The organism is Agromyces sp. Marseille-P2726, from assembly GCF_902809835.1.
Taxonomy (GTDB): Bacteria; Actinomycetota; Actinomycetes; order Actinomycetales; family Microbacteriaceae; genus Agromyces.
Genome location: NZ_CADDWM010000013.1, coordinates 1 through 16,424, shown reverse-complemented (window position 1 = coordinate 16,424; position 16,424 = coordinate 1). Strand labels below are relative to the sequence as shown.

General features: G+C 70.6%; 15 protein-coding genes and 1 pseudogene. 5 read left to right on the top strand and 11 right to left on the bottom strand.

What is annotated here, in order from left to right:
- Positions 1–90: 90 nt before the first annotated feature.
- The 4 genes from HUS56_RS08110 to gabT form a co-directional block, all read right to left on the bottom strand.
- Positions 91–585, bottom strand: coding sequence for a DUF937 domain-containing protein (locus HUS56_RS08110; RefSeq protein ID WP_173922911.1), 495 nt, complete (start codon positions 583–585; stop codon positions 91–93).
- An 81-nt stretch (positions 586–666) separates the two neighbouring features.
- Positions 667–2,052 carry an NAD(P)/FAD-dependent oxidoreductase gene (locus tag HUS56_RS08105; RefSeq protein ID WP_173922910.1) on the bottom strand — a complete coding sequence of 462 codons (1,386 nt, stop codon included), beginning with the start codon at positions 2,050–2,052 and terminating at the stop codon, positions 667–669.
- Positions 2,053–2,327: 275 nt separating this feature from the next.
- Positions 2,328–3,806, bottom strand: a complete 1,479-nt coding sequence (locus HUS56_RS08100) for an NAD-dependent succinate-semialdehyde dehydrogenase (protein WP_173922909.1) — start codon at positions 3,804–3,806, stop codon at positions 2,328–2,330.
- 103 nt (positions 3,807–3,909) lie between these two features.
- Positions 3,910–5,268: a 4-aminobutyrate--2-oxoglutarate transaminase gene (gene gabT, locus HUS56_RS08095; protein WP_173922908.1), complete on the bottom strand. Its 1,359-nt coding sequence runs from the start codon at positions 5,266–5,268 to the stop codon at positions 3,910–3,912.
- Positions 5,269–5,468: 200 nt separating this feature from the next.
- Between gabT and HUS56_RS08090 the strand changes: the two genes are divergently transcribed.
- Positions 5,469–7,073, top strand: a complete 1,605-nt coding sequence (locus HUS56_RS08090) for a PucR family transcriptional regulator ligand-binding domain-containing protein (protein WP_254431358.1) — start codon at positions 5,469–5,471, stop codon at positions 7,071–7,073.
- Between the two features lie 8 nt (positions 7,074–7,081).
- On the opposite strand, the gene HUS56_RS08085 is transcribed toward HUS56_RS08090, so the two are convergent.
- Entirely contained in the window at positions 7,082–7,684 is a 603-nt protein-coding gene (locus tag HUS56_RS08085; protein WP_173922907.1) for a PadR family transcriptional regulator, read from the bottom strand.
- An 80-nt stretch (positions 7,685–7,764) separates the two neighbouring features.
- Here HUS56_RS08085 and HUS56_RS08080 point away from each other — a divergent pair, with 80 nt between their 5' ends.
- The 3 genes from HUS56_RS08080 (at position 7,765) to HUS56_RS08070 (ending at position 9,305) form a co-directional block, all read left to right on the top strand.
- Positions 7,765–8,214, top strand: coding sequence for an SgcJ/EcaC family oxidoreductase (locus HUS56_RS08080; protein ID WP_217423963.1), 450 nt, complete (start codon positions 7,765–7,767; stop codon positions 8,212–8,214).
- A gap of 78 nt (positions 8,215–8,292) precedes the next feature.
- On the top strand, positions 8,293–8,487 hold the full coding sequence (locus tag HUS56_RS08075) for a DUF1918 domain-containing protein (RefSeq protein WP_173922906.1): 195 nt from the start codon (positions 8,293–8,295) through the stop codon (positions 8,485–8,487).
- Between the two features lie 47 nt (positions 8,488–8,534).
- Positions 8,535–9,305, top strand: coding sequence for an SGNH/GDSL hydrolase family protein (locus HUS56_RS08070; RefSeq protein WP_173922905.1), 771 nt, complete (start codon positions 8,535–8,537; stop codon positions 9,303–9,305).
- Between the two features lie 6 nt (positions 9,306–9,311).
- Here the strand turns inward: HUS56_RS08070 and HUS56_RS08065 are convergent, their stop codons facing one another.
- The 4 genes from HUS56_RS08065 to HUS56_RS08050 form a co-directional block, all read right to left on the bottom strand.
- Positions 9,312–9,809: an FBP domain-containing protein gene (locus HUS56_RS08065; protein ID WP_173922904.1), complete on the bottom strand. Its 498-nt coding sequence runs from the start codon at positions 9,807–9,809 to the stop codon at positions 9,312–9,314.
- A gap of 28 nt (positions 9,810–9,837) precedes the next feature.
- Positions 9,838–10,644 carry a hypothetical protein gene (locus tag HUS56_RS08060; RefSeq protein WP_173922903.1) on the bottom strand — a complete coding sequence of 269 codons (807 nt, stop codon included), beginning with the start codon at positions 10,642–10,644 and terminating at the stop codon, positions 9,838–9,840.
- A gap of 48 nt (positions 10,645–10,692) precedes the next feature.
- Positions 10,693–11,646 carry a bile acid:sodium symporter family protein gene (locus tag HUS56_RS08055; protein WP_173922902.1) on the bottom strand — a complete coding sequence of 318 codons (954 nt, stop codon included), beginning with the start codon at positions 11,644–11,646 and terminating at the stop codon, positions 10,693–10,695.
- A 111-nt stretch (positions 11,647–11,757) separates the two neighbouring features.
- Positions 11,758–12,831 (bottom strand): phosphate ABC transporter substrate-binding protein PstS, encoded by a 1,074-nt coding sequence (locus HUS56_RS08050; RefSeq protein ID WP_173922901.1) that lies wholly within the window; start codon positions 12,829–12,831, stop codon positions 11,758–11,760.
- A 277-nt stretch (positions 12,832–13,108) separates the two neighbouring features.
- On the opposite strand from HUS56_RS08050, the gene HUS56_RS08045 reads away from it, so the two are divergent.
- Positions 13,109–14,728: a stealth family protein gene (locus HUS56_RS08045; RefSeq protein WP_173923152.1), complete on the top strand. Its 1,620-nt coding sequence runs from the start codon at positions 13,109–13,111 to the stop codon at positions 14,726–14,728.
- A gap of 325 nt (positions 14,729–15,053) precedes the next feature.
- On the opposite strand, the gene HUS56_RS08040 is transcribed toward HUS56_RS08045, so the two are convergent.
- Both HUS56_RS08040 and HUS56_RS17135 read right to left on the bottom strand, forming a co-directional pair.
- On the bottom strand, positions 15,054–15,998 hold the full coding sequence (locus HUS56_RS08040; RefSeq protein ID WP_173922900.1) for a phosphodiesterase: 945 nt from the start codon (positions 15,996–15,998) through the stop codon (positions 15,054–15,056).
- 141 nt (positions 15,999–16,139) lie between these two features.
- Positions 16,140–16,424, bottom strand: a pseudogene (locus HUS56_RS17135) (hypothetical protein); the annotation flags it as partial.

Here is a 16,424-nt window from a genome sequence, read left to right as displayed (position 1 = left end):
ACACCCGGTGGTCGAGGAGCGCCGCCGCCGCCGACACCCGGTGGTCGAGGAGCGCCGCCGCAGGCGACGCGTATCGAGACCCTCGTCAGCTCAGCGCTTGCCGCCGCCGAGGAGCCCGCCGAGGATGTCGCCGATGCCGCCGCCCTCTGATGCCTCCGACTCGGCCGGCGCCTGCTGCTTCTTCGAGAACTGCTTGGCGAGGAAGGCCAGCACGATCGGCGCCAGGATCGGCAGCAGATTGCCGATGAGGTTGCCGCCCGTTCCCTCCTTCGATTCCTTGGCGTCGAGCGCCTGCACCACCTGGTCGGTGTTGTTGCCGAACACATTGCGCACGATCTTCTGGCCGTCGCCCTCGTCGACATCGGCGAGATTCACGCCGCCCTCCACCAGCGACGGGTCGTGCGAGGTGACCGCTCGCTCGAGCGATGCGGCCCCGGCCGGATCCGTCGCGTTGGCGCCCATACCCGCCAGCAGGGCGGGAAGGGCATCGTCGACCGCCTTGCTCGCGGTCGCCTCGTCGACGCCGAGCCGCGCCGCGATGTCGCTCAGCGGGAGGCTGCGCTTGATGTCATCGAGTGAAGCCATGCTGATCTCCCCCATATCCGCGCCCCCGTCGGACGCTCCGCTGCTCACGGTACCGGGGCGGGCGTCGCGAGCGGTAGCGCGTCAGCCGTCGGCGGCGAGGATCTCGTCGGCGACCTCGCGGCCCACGCGGATGGCGCCGTCGACGTGCTGGTACCCCTTGCCCGCGATGTCGCTGCACGAGAAGTGGATCGGCCCGACCGGCTCGCGCAGGAACCTGCCGTACCGCGCCAGCCCGCCCATGTCGAAGCTCGCGGCGTAGGCGCCGCGCGTCCACTCCTCGGAGCCCCAGTCGCTCTCGTAGTAGACCAGCGGATGCAGCGCCTGATCTCCGAAGTAGCGCGAGAGCGATTCGAGGATGCGCGCCTTCCGGTGCTCGGAGCTCAGTTGGAACACCTCGTCGGCGGCCTCGTCGGCGACGAAGCCGACGAGCGTGCCGCGCGGGTCGTCGTGGTTCGTGTTGTCGTACGCCTCGTGCACGAGCTCGTACGGGCTGAACGCCGTGCCCGACAGGCCCGCGCCACGCCAGAACGGCGTCTCGTACACCGCGTGCACCTTGATCACGAAGCCCATCGAGAGGTGCTGGTGGAGTTGGTGCTGGCGGCGCGGCAGCGGCGGCTCGAACGAGATGCGGTCGATGAGGATGGGCGGCACGGCGAGCACGGCGTGTCGGGTGTGCACCTCGAACGTGTCGGTCACGGCGACGACGCGCGGCCCCGGGGCATCCGGTCGCTCATCAGCGGGCTGCGTCCAACGCACGATTCGCACCGGCTGGCCCAGCCGCACGGCCCCGCCGAGCCGCTCCGCGAGGCGGAGCGGCAGCTGCTGCAGGCCGCCGACGACGCGGCGATCGAGGATGAAGTCGGCGTCGACCAGGTTCGAGAACGAGCCGGCGGACGCCGCCATGAGCAGCGCCTGCAGGGCCGAGAACGCGTGCGCCGGCTTCGTGAGCATCGCGCCGGCGATGAACATGCCGACGTTCTCGCGGGCCTCCTCGTCGTCGGTCTGCGTCTCGAGCCAGCGCGCGAACGAGATCTCGTCGAGGTCCTTCGCATCCGGGTGATCCCACGGACGATCGGGGTCGATCTCCGCCACGAGGGCGTCGAGCTTCTCGATGAGCGTGAGGATCTCCTGCTCCGTCGCCGGGGGCACCGGGAAGATCTGGCCCTCGAACTTCTTCACCTCGCCGTCGGGGCCGATGTAGACGTTCACGCCATCGCGGTAGCGCGGGTACGTCTCGAGGCCGAGCTCGTCGAGCGTCTCGATGAGGGCATCCTGGTCGGGCGAGACCCACTGACCGCCGATCTCGAGCATGGCGCCGTCGATCACGTCGGTCCAGAGGCGTCCGCCCACGCGGTCTCGTGCCTCGAGCACGATGACGGAGCGACCGGCATCCTTCAGCCGGGTTGCGACGGTGAGGCCGGATGCCCCGGCGCCGACGATCACGACGTCGCAGTCGATCCGCTCCATGATTCCAGTTTCCTGTACGTGACAGCCGGTCGTCGAGGAGCGTCGCGCGAAGTGCGACGCGTATCGAGACGCAGCGGTTCGGTCTCGATACGCGTCCGCCTCCGGCGGTCAATACTGGACCACCGGTTCTGTCTCGATACGCGTCCGCCTCCGGCGCTCACTACTCGACCACCGGTTCGGTCTCGATAGGCGTCCGCCTCCGGCGGTCACTACTCGACCACCGGTGCGTCTCGAGACGCGTCCGCCTCCGGCGGTCGCGCCTCGACCACCGGTGCTCAGCTCAGCGGGATGAGCGTGTACTTCGTGTCGAGGTACTCGTGGATGCCCTCGATGCCGCCCTCACGACCGATGCCCGACTGCTTCACGCCGCCGAATGGCGCCGCCGCGTTCGAGACGAGCCCCGTGTTGAGGCCCATCATGCCGGTGGCGAGCCGCTCGATCATGCGGTGGCCGCGAGCGAGGTCCTGCGTGAACACGTACGAGATGAGGCCGTACTCGGTGTTGTTCGCGAGACGCACCGCTTCATCCTCGTCGGCGAAGGTGGTGATGCCGAGCACCGGCCCGAAGATCTCCTCCTTGAGCATGCGGCTGCCCGCCGCAACACCCGCGAGCACGGTCGGCGCGTAGAAGGTACCGTCGCCGTCGATGCGGGTTCCTCCGGTGAGCACGGTCGCGCCCAGGCCGACCGCGTCCTGCACGAGCTCATCGGTGGAGTCGACGGCGTTCTGGTCGATGAGGGGGCCCACGTTGATGCCGTCCTCGGTGCCGCGTCCGACGCGCATGGACTGCACCCGCTCGGCAACGCGCTTCGCGAACTCGTCGGCGACCGACTCGTGCACGATGAAGCGGTTCGCGGCGGTGCACGCCTGGCCGATGTTGCGGAACTTCGCGATCATCGCGCCGTCGACCGCCTTGTCGAGGTCGGCGTCCTCGAAGATGACGAAAGGCGCGTTGCCGCCCAGCTCCATCGACGTGCGGAGGATGCCCTGCGCCGCCTGCTGCATGAGGCTGCGGCCGACCTCGGTCGAACCCGTGAACGAGAGCTTGCGAAGCCGCGGGTCGGCGATGATGGGGCTCGACACCTTCGACGAGGTGCTCGTCGAGATGACGTTGACGACACCCTTGGGCAGACCCACCTCTTCGAGCAGCTGCGCGAACGCGATCGTGGTGAGCGGCGTCAGGGCCGGGGGCTTGATGACCACGGTGCATCCGGCGGCCAGTGCGGGCGCGATCTTGCGCGTGGCCATCGCGAGCGGGAAGTTCCACGGCGTGATGAAGAACGACGGACCGACCGGTCGCTGCGACACGATCATCCGACCCGTGCCCTCGGGGTTGAGCCCGTACCGCCCGGTGATGCGAACCGCCTCCTCGCTGAACCAGCGAAGGAACTCGCCGCCGTAGGCCACTTCGCCGCGGGCCTCGACGAGCGGCTTCCCCATCTCGAGCGTCATGAGCAGCGCGAAGTCCTCCTTGCGCTCCTGGAGCCGATCGAACGCGCGGCGGAGCAGCTCACCGCGCTCGCGCGGCGGAGTCGCAGCCCAGGACTCCTGTGCGGCGACGGCCGCGTCGAGGGCGCGGATGCCGTCGGCCGGCGACGCGTCGGCGATCTCCTTGATCGTCTTGCCGGTCGATGGATCGGAGACGGTCAAGGTCTTGCCGCCCTCGGCCGGGCCCCATTCGCCGGCGATGAAGAGCCCGTCGGCGACGCGGTCGAGGAGTTCGGTTTCCTTGGTGGTCTGCAGGGTGTCGGTCATCAGTGCGTTCCGTTCGTGTGGTGGGGGCGGTCGGTCGGGTCCCAGGCGTTCAGCATCCGCTCTTCCAGTCTGGACTTCGCCTCGTCGGCGCGCCAGCCACTGGTCATTCCGCCCTCAGTGCGTCGGCGACGACGCCGAGCGCCTCGGTGAGCAGCTCGTCGGAGATGGTGAGCGGCGGCAGGAACCGGATGACATTGCCATACGTGCCGCAGGTCAGCACGAGGACCCCGTTCGCGTGCGCGTACGCCGCGACATCAGCGGTGAGCCTGGCGTCGGGCTCACCCGTCTCAGGGTGGACGAGTTCGATCGCGACCATCGCGCCGCGTCCCCGCACGTCGCCGATGCGGGCGTCGCCGGTGCGCAGGGCGTTCAGGCGCCCGATCAGCACTGCGCCGATCTCGCGGGCCCGCTCGATGAGGCCGTCCGCCTCGTACGACTCGATCGCGGCCAGGGCGGCGGCGCAGGCGAGCGGGTTGCCGCCGTAGGTGCCGCCGAGCCCGCCGGCCATGGCGGAATCCATGATCTCGGCGCGGCCGGTGACCGCCGACAGCGGCAGGCCGCCCGCGATGCCCTTCGCCGTGACGACGAGGTCGGGCACGATGCCCTCGTGCTCGCTGGCGAACCAGGCGCCCGTGCGCCCGAAGCCGGTCTGCACCTCGTCGGCGATGAAGACGACGTCGTTCTCGTTCGCCCACTTCACGAGCGCGGGCAGGAAGCCCTCGGCCGGCACGATGAAGCCGCCCTCGCCCTGGATGGGCTCGATGATCACGGCGGCGAGGTTCTCGGCACCGACCTGCTTCTCGATCTGCAGGATGGCGCGGGCAGCCGCGTCGGCGCCCGAGAGGCCGCCGTCGCGATACGGGTACGAGAGCGGCGCGCGGTAGACCTCCGACGCGAACGGGCCGAAGCCGCTCTTGTACGGGATGTTCTTCGCGGTCAGGCCCATCGTGAGGTTCGTGCGGCCGTGGTAGGCGTGGTCGAACGCGACGACCGCCTGGCGCTTCGTGTGGTGGCGCGCGATCTTGACGGCGTTCTCGACGGCTTCGGCTCCCGAGTTGAACAGGGCCGAGCGCTTGACGTGATCGCCGGGCGTGAGCTGGTTGAGCCGCTCGGCGACGGCGACGTAGGAGTCGTACGGCGCGACCGTGAAGCACGTGTGGGTGAACGCGTTGAGCTGCGCGGTGACGGCCTCGACGACACGCGGGTTGGCGTTGCCGACGCCGGTGACGGCGATGCCCGAGCCGAGATCGATGAGCGAGTTGCCGTCGGCGTCGACGAGCACGCCGCCTCCAGCCGCGACGACGGAGACGGGGATCGTGGTGCCGACGCCCGCGGCCACGGCCTCGGCCTTGCGCGCCATGAGCTCCTGCGATCGCGGGCCGGGAATGGCGGTGACGAGGCGGCGCTTCTGGCTGAGGGCCGGCCCGCCGATGACGGTGGCCGGGCTGTCGACGAGGGTCATTGCTGCTCCGATGCGAGGTGACGGGGGTGACGGATGCCGCAATGCTAGGACGTGGTCGAGCGGATGCCTCAGCGCCCGCGTGTACACTCATGTGCGGGTTCATGGACGTCATGTACAGATCGCTCTCTGGGCCTGTGGAAGGGAGCGCGCCGAGTCGGCACAGGTCCACTTCGACGAGCTCAGCGAAACGAGGAGGCCACGTGCAGCCGACCGTGCAGACCCTGCTCCAGAGCCGCGATCTCGCTCTCGCCCTGCTCACTCCGGCCGTCGAGCTACCCGCCGATGCGCTCGCCGCGACGGTCACCTGGGTGCACAGCTCCGACCTCGCCGACCCGACGCCGTTCCTCGACGCGGGCCACGTCCTCCTCACGACGGGCACGCAGTTCGACGGAGGCGCCCACGGCGGAGACCCCGACGGCGGAGACCCCGACGGCGGTGAACCCGACGGCGGTGAACCCGACGCTGCGTTCGCCGACGCCTACGTCAGGCGCCTGCGCGAGACTGGAATCGCGGCCCTCGGCTTCGGCACCGAGGTGATCCGCGCGGGGACGCCCGAGCCGCTCATCCGCGCGTGCGCCGAACAGGGACTCCCGCTCTTCGAGGTGCCCTACCGCACGCCGTTCATCGCCATCGCCCGTCTCGTCGCCGACCTGCTGGCCGAGGAAGCACACGCCCGCCAGTCGTGGGCGCTCTCCGCGCAGCGCGCGATCTCCCTCGCCGCGCTCCGGCCCGACGGACTGACGGCGACGCTCTCCGAACTGTCGCGACGCATCGGCGCCTGGGTCGGTCTCATCGATGCCTCCGGAACACTCGATCGCGAGGCGCCCGACGGCGGACTCGACCAACCCGCCCTCGGCGAGGTCGTAGGCGAGGCGCGATCGATGCTCCGCCGCGGACAGCGTGCGAGCCGCACCCTCGTCGCCGGCGAATCAGTGGGGTCACCGCAACGGTTCACGCTCCAGACGCTCGGCTCGGGCGGCGCCCTGCGAGGCGTCCTGGCCCTCGGCGACTCGGCGGAGCTCGATCAGGCGGGCCGAGAGGTCGTCACGTCCGTGATCGCCCTCGCCGGACTCGCGCTCGAGCAGCACCGCGACCTCGACCGTGCTCGTGGGCACCTGCGCACCGGCCTACTGAGCAGCATCCTCGCCGGCGACGTGTCGCTGGCCGAGCGTGTCGCCGCCGAGATGTGGGGACCGCTTCCCGAGCCGCCGTTGCGGATCGCGGTGACGGATGCCCCTGCCCAGTACGTCGATCGCCTCACCGAGGTGCTCGAGCTCCGGGTCGAGGAACGAGGCGGCCGGCTCTTCTACGGACGCGACGACGACACCGTGGTCGTCGTGCTCGAGGATGCGGATGTCGCGATCGCCGACGAGCTCGCGGCCGAGTTCGAGGTGCCGGTCGGCGTGTCCGACGCCGTCGAGGTCGATGGGATCGCCCTCGCGCACGAGCAGGCGCGGCGTGCGCTCGAGCGGGCGCGCGAGGCCGGCGCAGGCGTCGTGGCGTTCGACGAGATCAGCCGACAGGGCGTGCTGGCCTTTCTCGCGCGCACCGACGCCCGGGCCGTCGCCCTCGCGACGCTCGCGCCGATCGCCGATCACGACGCCGCGCAGGGCACCGCGCTCCTGATGACGACGCGCACGTGGCTCGAACACGGCGGCCAGTACGACGCGACCGCGAAGGCGCTCGGCGTGCACCGGCACACCGTACGCAGCAGGATCGCGCTCGCCGAACGGCTCCTCGGACGCGACCTGTCGGGCTTCCACGCCCGGGCCGACCTCTGGGCCGCCCTTCTCGCCGTCGACTGACGTGCCTGCTACCCGCCCGGCCGCGGCATCGCAGCGAGGTCGGGCCACGGCAGCGCGCCCGACTCGAGCTCGTCGAGCAGCCCGGCTGTCCAGCGCCGTTCGGCGGCGAGCCTGGCCTGCTCGAATTCCGCCTCGACCAGCAGGATGCGAGGAACACCGTGCGCTTCAGCGAGATCGCCCCTGAGCCGCGCGAGCCGCAGGTCGATCGCGGCGACGCGCGAGCGCAGTGCGGCCACCGCCTCGTCGAGGCCGAGCACGCCCATGAACGAGAGCGCGGCATACGCGAGGGTGGCGTCGGGCTCCGGCGTGGCGAGCAGCAGCGCGACCCTTCGGCGCAGGTCGGCGCGACCCGCGTCGGTGATGGCGTAGCGCACGCGGTCGGGACGGCCCGCCGACTGCTCGATACCGGCCTCGGTGATGAGACCCGACTTCTCGAGCCTGTCGACGGCGTGATACAGGCTCCGGGGCAGGCCGACGATGAAGTCCTTGCGGGTGTCGACCATGAAGCGGTGCATGTCATAGGTGTGTCGAGGTCCTTGCGCGAGCAGCGCCAGCACGGCGAGCGCCGGCAGATCGCGGTCGGATCGCTGCAGCTGGTCCCGGCTCGTCACGGAACCAGCGTACCCACTACTGTTGCGAGCTTCATTAGTGCATCTTGCATTAGTGCGTCACGCATGCAAGAGTCGACGTCATGAACACACGCAAGATGTCCCCACCGTCGGAGACCGACCGCGCCGGCGTCCTCGACGCGCTCGATCGGATGCGCGCAGCATGGGGCCGCGGTGACGCAGCCGCCTATGCCGCCGAGTTCACCGACGACGCCAGCTACGTGATCTACGTCGGGCTCACCTACCTCGGGCGTGAGGCGATCCGCCGATCGCACGTCTCCGTGTTCGAGAAGTGGCAGCGCGGCAGCCGCATGTCACTACGTGTGCTCGACCTCCGCTTCCCGAGTCCCGACCTCGCGATCGTGCTCACCGAGGGCGGCCTCGGCAGGCGCTCGCGTATTCGCCATGACAAGGTGCAGACCTTCGTGATGGTGCGCGACGGCGACACCTGGCGCTGCGCCGCATTCCAGAACACGCGCAAGAACCGGCTGTTCATCGCGATGAACCGGCTGGCGGACCGGGGCACGGCCTGACCGCGCGGCCGCGGCATCCGACCCCCTTCCCCACCAGCGGGCCCTTGCGTACGCTGGAACGATCGGGAGGGAGCAACGATGCGAGCAGCCACCGGCGATCGCCTGGTCATCCACGGCAAGCAGGTCGGGCAGACCGACCGACGGGGTGAGATCCTCGAGGTCCGCGGCGAGAACGGCGGGCCGCCGTACCTCGTGAAGTTCGACGACGGGCACGAGACGCTGCTGTACCCCGGGGCCGATTGCGAGCTCGAGCGGGAGCACCAGGCGCGCTGAGTCGCCTGGCGGGCACCCCGCGGCATCCGTCGCGCTAGCGTTGACGCATGTTCCACTCGTACGTCGCGATCGGAGACAGCTTCACCGAGGGCGTGGGCGACGAGCTGCCCGATGGCCGCGTTCGCGGCTGGGCCGACTTCGTGGCGCTCGGCCTCGCGCTCGCTGCCCGTGAGCCGATCGGGTATGCGAATCTCGCGATCCGCGGCCGCAAGCTCGGGCCCATCGTCGACGAGCAGCTCGAGGCCGCGATCGCGCTCCGGCCCGAGGTCATCAGCTTCAACGGCGGCGGCAACGACATGCTCCGGCCCCGCATGCCCGAAGATCTCGTCGCCGCCCGATTCCGCCACGCCGTGCATCGCATTCGCGACGAGGGCATCCACGTGCTGATGCTGAGCGGCGCCAACCCCACCGACCACCTGCCGCTCGGCCGGGTCTTCGATGCGCGTGGGGTACGGCTCACGGCGGCGCTCCGCGACCTCGCCGAGCTCGACGGCGTCACGTTCGTCGACAACTTCAACGACCGCGGGCTGCGCGACATCCGATACTGGTCGCCCGACAAGCTGCACCTCAATTCGCTTGGGCACGCCCGGGTCGCCAGCAACGTGCTCACCGCGATCGGCGTGCCGGTGCCCGAGGACTGGGGCGTGGCCGAGGTGGCGGCCGCCCCGCCGGGCGTCCGGAGCCGCAACACCGCCGCGTACTACCGGGAGTTCGTGCTGCCGTGGATCGGCCGGCGCCTCACCGGTCGCTCATCGGGCGACGGCCGGGTCGCGAAACGCGCGACACTCGAACCGTTGGCCCCCGATGCCGCGCGCTGACGCGCGTCAGGCCGAACCGACGACGTCGGCGACGAACGCGCGCGTGCGCTGTGCGACCGCCTCGATGCGCTCGATCTCCTTCACGCTCGGCAGCACCTCGGACGGCGCAGGTGGCCGGCCGAGACGCACGGTCTCCTGGCAGGCGAGGTCGCTGCACATGTAGGTGCCGACACTGTCGCCACGCTCGCCGGCGGCTCCCGTTCGCCGGGCCGAGAACAGCAGCACCTGATCCCCCGGCTGATGCGTATGGCAGATGTTGCAGATCGCCGCTCGATGATGGGACCCGTTCACCCCGGCGGCCCGCAGGACCACACCTGCCGGCTCCCCATCCAGCTCGGTGACGAGGTAGCCGCGGGCGGCGATGCGCGGGTCGCGCCACGCGAACGCGTCGAGGAGTGCCCACTCCGTGAGGGGGAAGTCGAGCGGCAGGGTCATCTGGGCGAGCTCGGATTCGGTCGCGTTCTTGAACGACTCCCGGATGTCGCTCTCGACCAACGGCTGCATGCGTGTCCTCCCGTGCGTCCCTCCCAGTCTACGAACGGGGCTCGACCTCCCACTCGAGTTCCATGGACATCGCACCCCACGTGACGACGATCACGTCGCCCGGTTGCCAGCGCGGCGGGCGGGCGCCCTGGCGGATGTCGTCGGTCGAGATGCGCCTCGAGAGCGCCTGCACCCGGAACTCGTCGACCGTCGAACAGGTCTCCTCCCACGAGAAGAAGTACTGCCGCTGCGAGAGCAGGCACACCCGATCACCGTCGAGGTACGTCCAGAACTGGTACCCGAACAGGCTGCCGAGCGACCGCAGGCCCTCGGGCTCGTACGGGTCGAGGCGAGCACCGGTCGCGACCTGGTCGGCGGCATCCTGCTCCTCCTCGGTCTGGGTGCGGTCGAAGACGTCGAGCCCGCGCGGCGGCGACAGCAGGTCGCGGACCGGTCCGACCACGAGCGCGATGCCGACGACGGCGACGGATGCCGCGAGCACCCACTTCAGCCAGGGGCGGCGGCGTCGCGCGCCCGGCCCTTCCCACTCCGGAACCTCCGCGGGATGAGACGGTTCGCTCGGCGATTCCGAGCGCAGAGGCGCGTCGCTCTGCACCGATGCGCGTGGCGCGGCGGGTGCCCGATCGGCGAGGTCGTGGTGCTGCTGGGCAGCGCGCCCGCCGAGGGTGACCCGACCCGGCTCGACGTCGCGGGCGCCGGCCGCACGGGCGAGCTCATCCTCGACCCGCTCGAGCTCCTCCACGACGTCGGGCGACGGCTCGCCGCGCGTGCCGTACACGATGCGTCGCAACTCGTCGCGGCGGCGCACCAGCGGGTCCTCGGGTCCGGTCCCCATCTCCTCTCCTCGTTCGGCGGTCGTCGGGCGCTCGTCCGCCGCGGGCGCTCACCGTTCGCGCGGCGCGTCCGATCGGGTGGTGTCGGCCGCGCCATCCATCGCCGCGTCATCCGTCAGGGCCTCGGCGGTCGCGGCATCCGTCGCCTCGCTCGCGCCGCGACCGCGGATCAGGAACCCGAACGCCAGCGCGACGAAGAACATGAGCACGCCGTACACCGCCGCCGGCAGGCTCATCTCGACGCTGCCGATCACCGTCTGGGCGATCACGATCGCGAGCGTCGCGTTGTGGATGCCGATCTCGAACGAGCTCGCGATGGACTGGCGACGGTCGACGCGCAGCAGTCGCGGCACGACGTACCCGACCGTCAGGCTCAGCACGCAGAACACCACCGTGACGCCCGCGAGCCGGCCCGCGTTCTCGAGCAGCAGGTCGAGGTTCGACGCGATGGCCCCCGCGATGACCACGACGAGGATCACGACCGAAGCGATGCGCACGGGCCGGTCCATGCGGTCGGCGAACGACGGCTTCCACCACCGCACGAGCATGCCGAGCACGACCGGGCCGAGCACGATGACGAAGACCTCGAGCACCTTCGCGAGCTGCAGTCCCAGGCTGTCGTCGCCGGGCAGGAAGTACGCGATCGCGAGGTTCGTGATGAGCGGCAGGGTGAAGACGGCGAGCACGGAGTTGATCGCGGTCAGCGAGATGTTGAGCGCCACATCACCGCGGAACAGGTGACTGTAGAGGTTCGCCGTCGTGCCGCCGGGCGACGCCGCCAGCAGGAGCATGCCGACGGCGAGCACGGGCGGCAGCCGGAACAGCACGACGAGCGCGAAGCACAGCGCCGGAAGCACGACGACCTGGCAGATCAGGGCGACGATCACCGCCTTGGGATGCCGTGCCACCCGCGCGAAGTCGCGCGGCGTGAGCGTGAGGCCCAACCCGAACATGATGATGCCGAGGGCGACGGGCAATCCGATGGTGGTCAACGCTGATCCCATGCGCTCAGTGTGGCGCATCCCGGGCCGCGTGGGAATGGCCGCGGAGTCCCTCGATCAGGGGATCCGACCCCGGCTCCACGGTGCCGCCTCGTGCGTGCGGCTGCGTCGCCTTCAGCGGATGTCGGCCACGACGGCCTGCACCCGGTCGCGCAGTGCCGGGGAGATCGGTGCGGAGCCCGCGTCCTCGGCGGCGGCATCCTGGCCCTCCTCGCTCGAGACCCACTCGAGGAAGCCGCGCACGAGCTCGCCCTCGTTCTCGTCGCGGTACTCACGGCACGCGATCACGTAGCTCACGAGCACGAGCGGGTACACGCCCGGCTCCCCCGTGGCGCGGTCGACGTCGATCACGAGGTCGCCTTCGTCGCGCCCCGGCTCGATCGGGGACACGTCGACGACGGCCGCCGCGGATGCCGCATCGGGGGCGACGAACTCGTCGCCGACCCGAAGGCTCGCCACGTCGAGTCCCTCGGCACGTGATGCGTCGAGGTAGCCGATGACGTTCACGCCGTCGCGCAGCACGCCGGAGATGCCGGAATTGCCCTGGGCTGCCTCGCCCTCGTACGGGAACGCGTCGTCGGCTTCGTGCGGCCAGGCCTCGGGCGCGGCCTCGGCGAGATAGTCGGTGAAGTTCTCGGTCGTCCCCGAGTCGTCGGAGCGGTGCACGGCCGTGATGCGGGCGTCGGGCAGCGGCACATCGGGATTCAGGCGCACGAGTTCGGGGTCGTTCCACCGCTCGATCGCGCCGGAGAAGATCCCGGCGACGGATGCCGCGTCGAGCTGCAGCCGGTCGACGCCCTCGACGTTGAACGCGAGCACGATCGGCGACAGGTACACGGGCAGGTCGACGGCGCCCGAACCCGGTCGGCACTTCTCGAGCTCGCCGGCCGTCTCGGCGATCGTGAGTGCCGTGTCGCTCCCCGCATAGCCGACGGCGCCGACGATGAACTGCTCGCGCCCCGCACCCGAGCCCGACGGGTCGTAGTTCACCGTGACGCTGCCGTTGGCGCGCTGGAATCCGGCGATCCAGGCGTCCTGCGCGGCGCCCTGGGCCGACGAACCGGCACCATCGAGGGTGCCCGACAGGTCGCTCACGGCGTCGCCCTGCTCGTTGACGGCGCAACCGGCGAGCAGCAAGGTCACCGCCACGACGACGGCGATCGCCGGTCGGGCGCGTCGGGCGGGCATGTCCTCGATGCTAGCCGCTGGGACGCTGTCGGGCGGGGGCTGGATCGGCGCACGGGGTCCGTCCGTCGACCCCGGATGACCGAGGCTGGACGACGACGCTGGCCCGAGCGGTTCCCTCGTAGAATTGAAGGGTCGCTCACTTCGCGGCACCTTCTCGACCGCCCCGACCCCTGGAGGCCACCCTTCCGTGACGAGTCCCGACCGCGATCGACCCGCCGATCGGCACACCCAAGACGGCAACGCGTTCGCGAGACGGGAGCCGACCGCCGCTCCCCCGATGCGCCTCGCGGATGCGGCCGAACTCGTGCTCGTGGCATCCGGAGCCAACGCCCTTCGGTTCGATCGCGACGACCTCGTCATCCGCAAGGGCCAGTACGCCCTGCGCAACGGCCACATGACACCGCACGAGTCGATGGTCGAAGACCTGCGCGCCATCGGCGAGGCACTCGACGAGGCCGGCATCCGCTTCCTGCTCGTCCGCGGGAACGACGACCGACTCGTCATCGCCGTCGACCGCTCCGACCGCAAGGCGATCGCCCGTGCATTCGCAACGGCGTTCGCGAACGAGCCGTTCTACTCCACGACCCTGCTGCCGCGTCGCGCCGCCGAGTCGCACCCCGTGCTCCTCGCCGATGGGCGGCTGTCGGCGCACCGCAAGGCGAGCGTCGTGCGGCTCTACCGTCCGCGCATCGAGCCGGTCGGCCGGCTTCGGTACGGCCCCGAGACCGGCGTGCAGCTCGAACTCTGGCGCTTCGGCGACGACATGATCACGGCGCCCGTCGAGAACGCCCTCATGCGGCGCACGCTCCCCCGCTCCGAAGCGCTGGAAGACACCGTGCACCTGCACGGCCGCGAGTGGCCGACGCTCCAGAACATGTTCGCGCCGCTCGCGAGCGACATCGACTTCGACATCGACATGGTGTTCTCCTGGGTCGACGGCTCGAGCGATGAGTTCCTCCGCGAGCGGGCGAAGCGCATGCAGCACTACGTCGTCGGCGAGGGCGACGACTCCGAGGCGCGGTACCGGCAGATCGACGAACTGAAGTACGCCCTGCGCTCGGTGCACATGTTCGCGCCGTGGGTGCGCCGCATCTTCATCGCGACCGACTCGCCGGCACCTGCGTGGCTGGGCAAGCATCCGAAGGTCACCATCGTGCGCAGCGAGGAGATGTTCGCCGACCCCTCGGTGCTGCCCACGCACAACTCGCACGCCGTCGAGAGCCAGCTGCATCACATCGACGGTCTCGCCGAGCACTTCCTCTACTCGAACGACGACATGTTCTTCGGGCGGCCGGTGTCGCCCGACCTCTTCTTCTCACCCGGCGGCGTGACGAAGTTCGTCGAGGCGACGACCCGCATCGGGCTCGGCGAGACGCACCCCATGCGCAGCGGATTCGAGAACGCCGCACGCGTGAACCGCGCGCTGCTGCGCGAGCGATTCGGCAAGATCACCACCCGGCACCTCGAGCACTGCGCGGCCCCGCTGCGGCGCAGCGTCATGGCCGAGCTCGAGGCGGCCTTCCCCGAGGAGTTCCGCCGTACCGCCGCGAGCGCCTTCCGCTCGGCCACCGACATCTCGGTGACGAACTCGCTGTACCACTACTACGGGCTGCTGACCGGGCGCGCCGTCGTGCAGACCGACGCCCGCGTCAAGTACATCGAGACCACGCTGCGCTCGGCCCTGCCCGCGATGCGGCGCCTGCTCAAGCGCCGCGACCAGGACATGTTCTGCCTCAACGACGGCAGCCGTCCCGAGATCCCCGTCGAGGAACGCACCGCGGCCGTCACCGACTTCCTCGAGCGATACTTCCCGTTCCCGGCGCCGTGGGAGAAGACGGTCGCGGATGCCGCGGACGACGACGACGCAGCGGCATCCGTGCCCGAGCTCACGGCGTAGGAAGCCCGGTGATCGAGTAGCGCCGCCGGAGGCGACGGCTGCGCCGCCCGGTGATCGAGTAGCGCCGCCGGAGGCGACGGCTGCGCCGCCCGGTGATCGAGTAGCGCCGCCGGAGGCGACGGCTGCGCCGCGCGGTGATCGAGTAGCGCCGCCGGAGGCGACGCGTATCGAGATCCCTGATGCGCGCCCGGCGGTGATCGAGTAGCGCCGCCGGAGGCGACGCGTATCGAGATCCTCGGGCAACGTCTCGATACGCGTCCGGCTGCGCCGGGCGCTACTCGACGACCGGGCTGGCGCCGGGCGCTCCTCGATGACGGGGTAGGCGTCAGCCGGCGAGCACGGGGATCGGCATGGTGAAGGGCGGCTCCTTCGGCGCCGCCGGCGTCGCGGCATCGGGGATGCGAACGCCCGACGCGAGCAGCCGACGGGCGCTCTCGTCGGCGTCGATGAAGTCGAGCGCCGGGAACGAGCCGAGCGGCACGACCGAATGCAGCACCGTCGTCGGGTACACGTGCACGAGGTTGAACGCCCGGGCGCCGTCGCGACCGCGCGTACCGCCCACCGGCACGTTGAGGTCCTGCGTGTAGCAGCTGGCGGACGCGACCGAGACCGGCACCCCCGCGAACGTCGCGGTCGACGAGTAGTGCAGGTGCCCGGCGATGATCGAACGGATGTCGCTGCCCTCGACCACCTCGGCGAGCTCCGCCTGATCCCGCAGTTCCACCGACACGGCGAGGTCGAGCACGCTCGGCACGGGCGGATGGTGCATCGCGAGGATCGTGCCGTGCGGCGCGGGGATCGAGAGCTCCTCGGCGAGCCAGTCGAGTTGCTCGGGCGCGACCTCGCCGTGGTGGTGGCCCGGCACCGTCGAGTCCAGGGTGATCACGCGCAACCCGTTGACGTCATCGACGCGATCGACTGGTCGCTGCGCGCCGATGCGATCCGCGAGCAGCCCGCGTCGGAACGCCGCCCGATCGTCGTGGTTGCCCATGACCCAGATCGCCTGGGCACCGAGCCGCTCGGCGACCGGGTCGACGATACGGCGAATGCGGTCGTACGCATCGGGTTCGCCCCGATCGGCGAGGTCGCCGGTGAAGACGATGGCCTCAGGCCGAGCTCGGGAAGCCTCGAATTCGTCGAACAGCGACTGCAGGTGGTACTCGCTCGAGACGCGATCGTAGAGCCGGCCCCCGCCCGCGAGCAGGTGCGTGTCGCTGATGTGGAGCAGGAAATGATCCGGCCTCGGGTACTCGGCCGTTCGAATGGTCACTTGGGGGTTCCCATCGGTTGCGGTTGACGCGCTGCGGGCGTCGGGCTCAACCTAGCCGAACACGTGAATCTGAACGGGTCATGAACTCGGCATGTGCCGAAGCTGTACACGGCGCGTGGCGCGATGGCGACGGTGCCGGAATCAGCCGTCGTCGTCGGTCCCGCCGACTTCACCCGGATTCTTCTTCTTGAGCTGACCGGGGGCGGTGTCGCGACCCGGCTTCTTCGTGGGCTCGGGTTCCGCCTCGAGCTCGGGCTCGGGCTCGGGTGCGCTGTCGGTCGGCGGGGCCACGGCCGGCGAGGGCCCGGAATCAGGTTCGGACCCGGGAGCCGGCAGCGGCGGCAGCTCGGCGGGCGGCGCCGGGGGGGGGGGGATCGGGGGCAGCGGGCCCGGGGACGCCGGCGCGGGCGAAGGCGGGCCCGACGT

Coding starts and splice junctions, on each gene's coding strand:
- HUS56_RS08075 (WP_173922906.1), top strand. CDS start 8,293: ATGCGAGCAGCCACCGGCGATCGCCTGGTCATCCACGGCAAGCAGGTC.
- HUS56_RS08065 (WP_173922904.1), bottom strand. CDS start 9,809: ATGCAGCCGTTGGTCGAGAGCGACATCCGGGAGTCGTTCAAGAACGCG.
- gabT (WP_173922908.1), bottom strand. CDS start 5,268: ATGACCCTCGTCGACAGCCCGGCCACCGTCATCGGCGGGCCGGCCCTC.
- HUS56_RS08045 (WP_173923152.1), top strand. CDS start 13,109: ATGCGCCTCGCGGATGCGGCCGAACTCGTGCTCGTGGCATCCGGAGCC.
- HUS56_RS08110 (WP_173922911.1), bottom strand. CDS start 585: ATGGCTTCACTCGATGACATCAAGCGCAGCCTCCCGCTGAGCGACATC.
- HUS56_RS08070 (WP_173922905.1), top strand. CDS start 8,535: ATGTTCCACTCGTACGTCGCGATCGGAGACAGCTTCACCGAGGGCGTG.
- HUS56_RS08100 (WP_173922909.1), bottom strand. CDS start 3,806: ATGACCGACACCCTGCAGACCACCAAGGAAACCGAACTCCTCGACCGC.
- HUS56_RS08050 (WP_173922901.1), bottom strand. CDS start 12,831: ATGCCCGCCCGACGCGCCCGACCGGCGATCGCCGTCGTCGTGGCGGTG.
- HUS56_RS08060 (WP_173922903.1), bottom strand. CDS start 10,644: ATGGGGACCGGACCCGAGGACCCGCTGGTGCGCCGCCGCGACGAGTTG.
- HUS56_RS08055 (WP_173922902.1), bottom strand. CDS start 11,646: ATGGGATCAGCGTTGACCACCATCGGATTGCCCGTCGCCCTCGGCATC.
- HUS56_RS08080 (WP_217423963.1), top strand. CDS start 7,765: ATGAACACACGCAAGATGTCCCCACCGTCGGAGACCGACCGCGCCGGC.
- HUS56_RS08105 (WP_173922910.1), bottom strand. CDS start 2,052: ATGGAGCGGATCGACTGCGACGTCGTGATCGTCGGCGCCGGGGCATCC.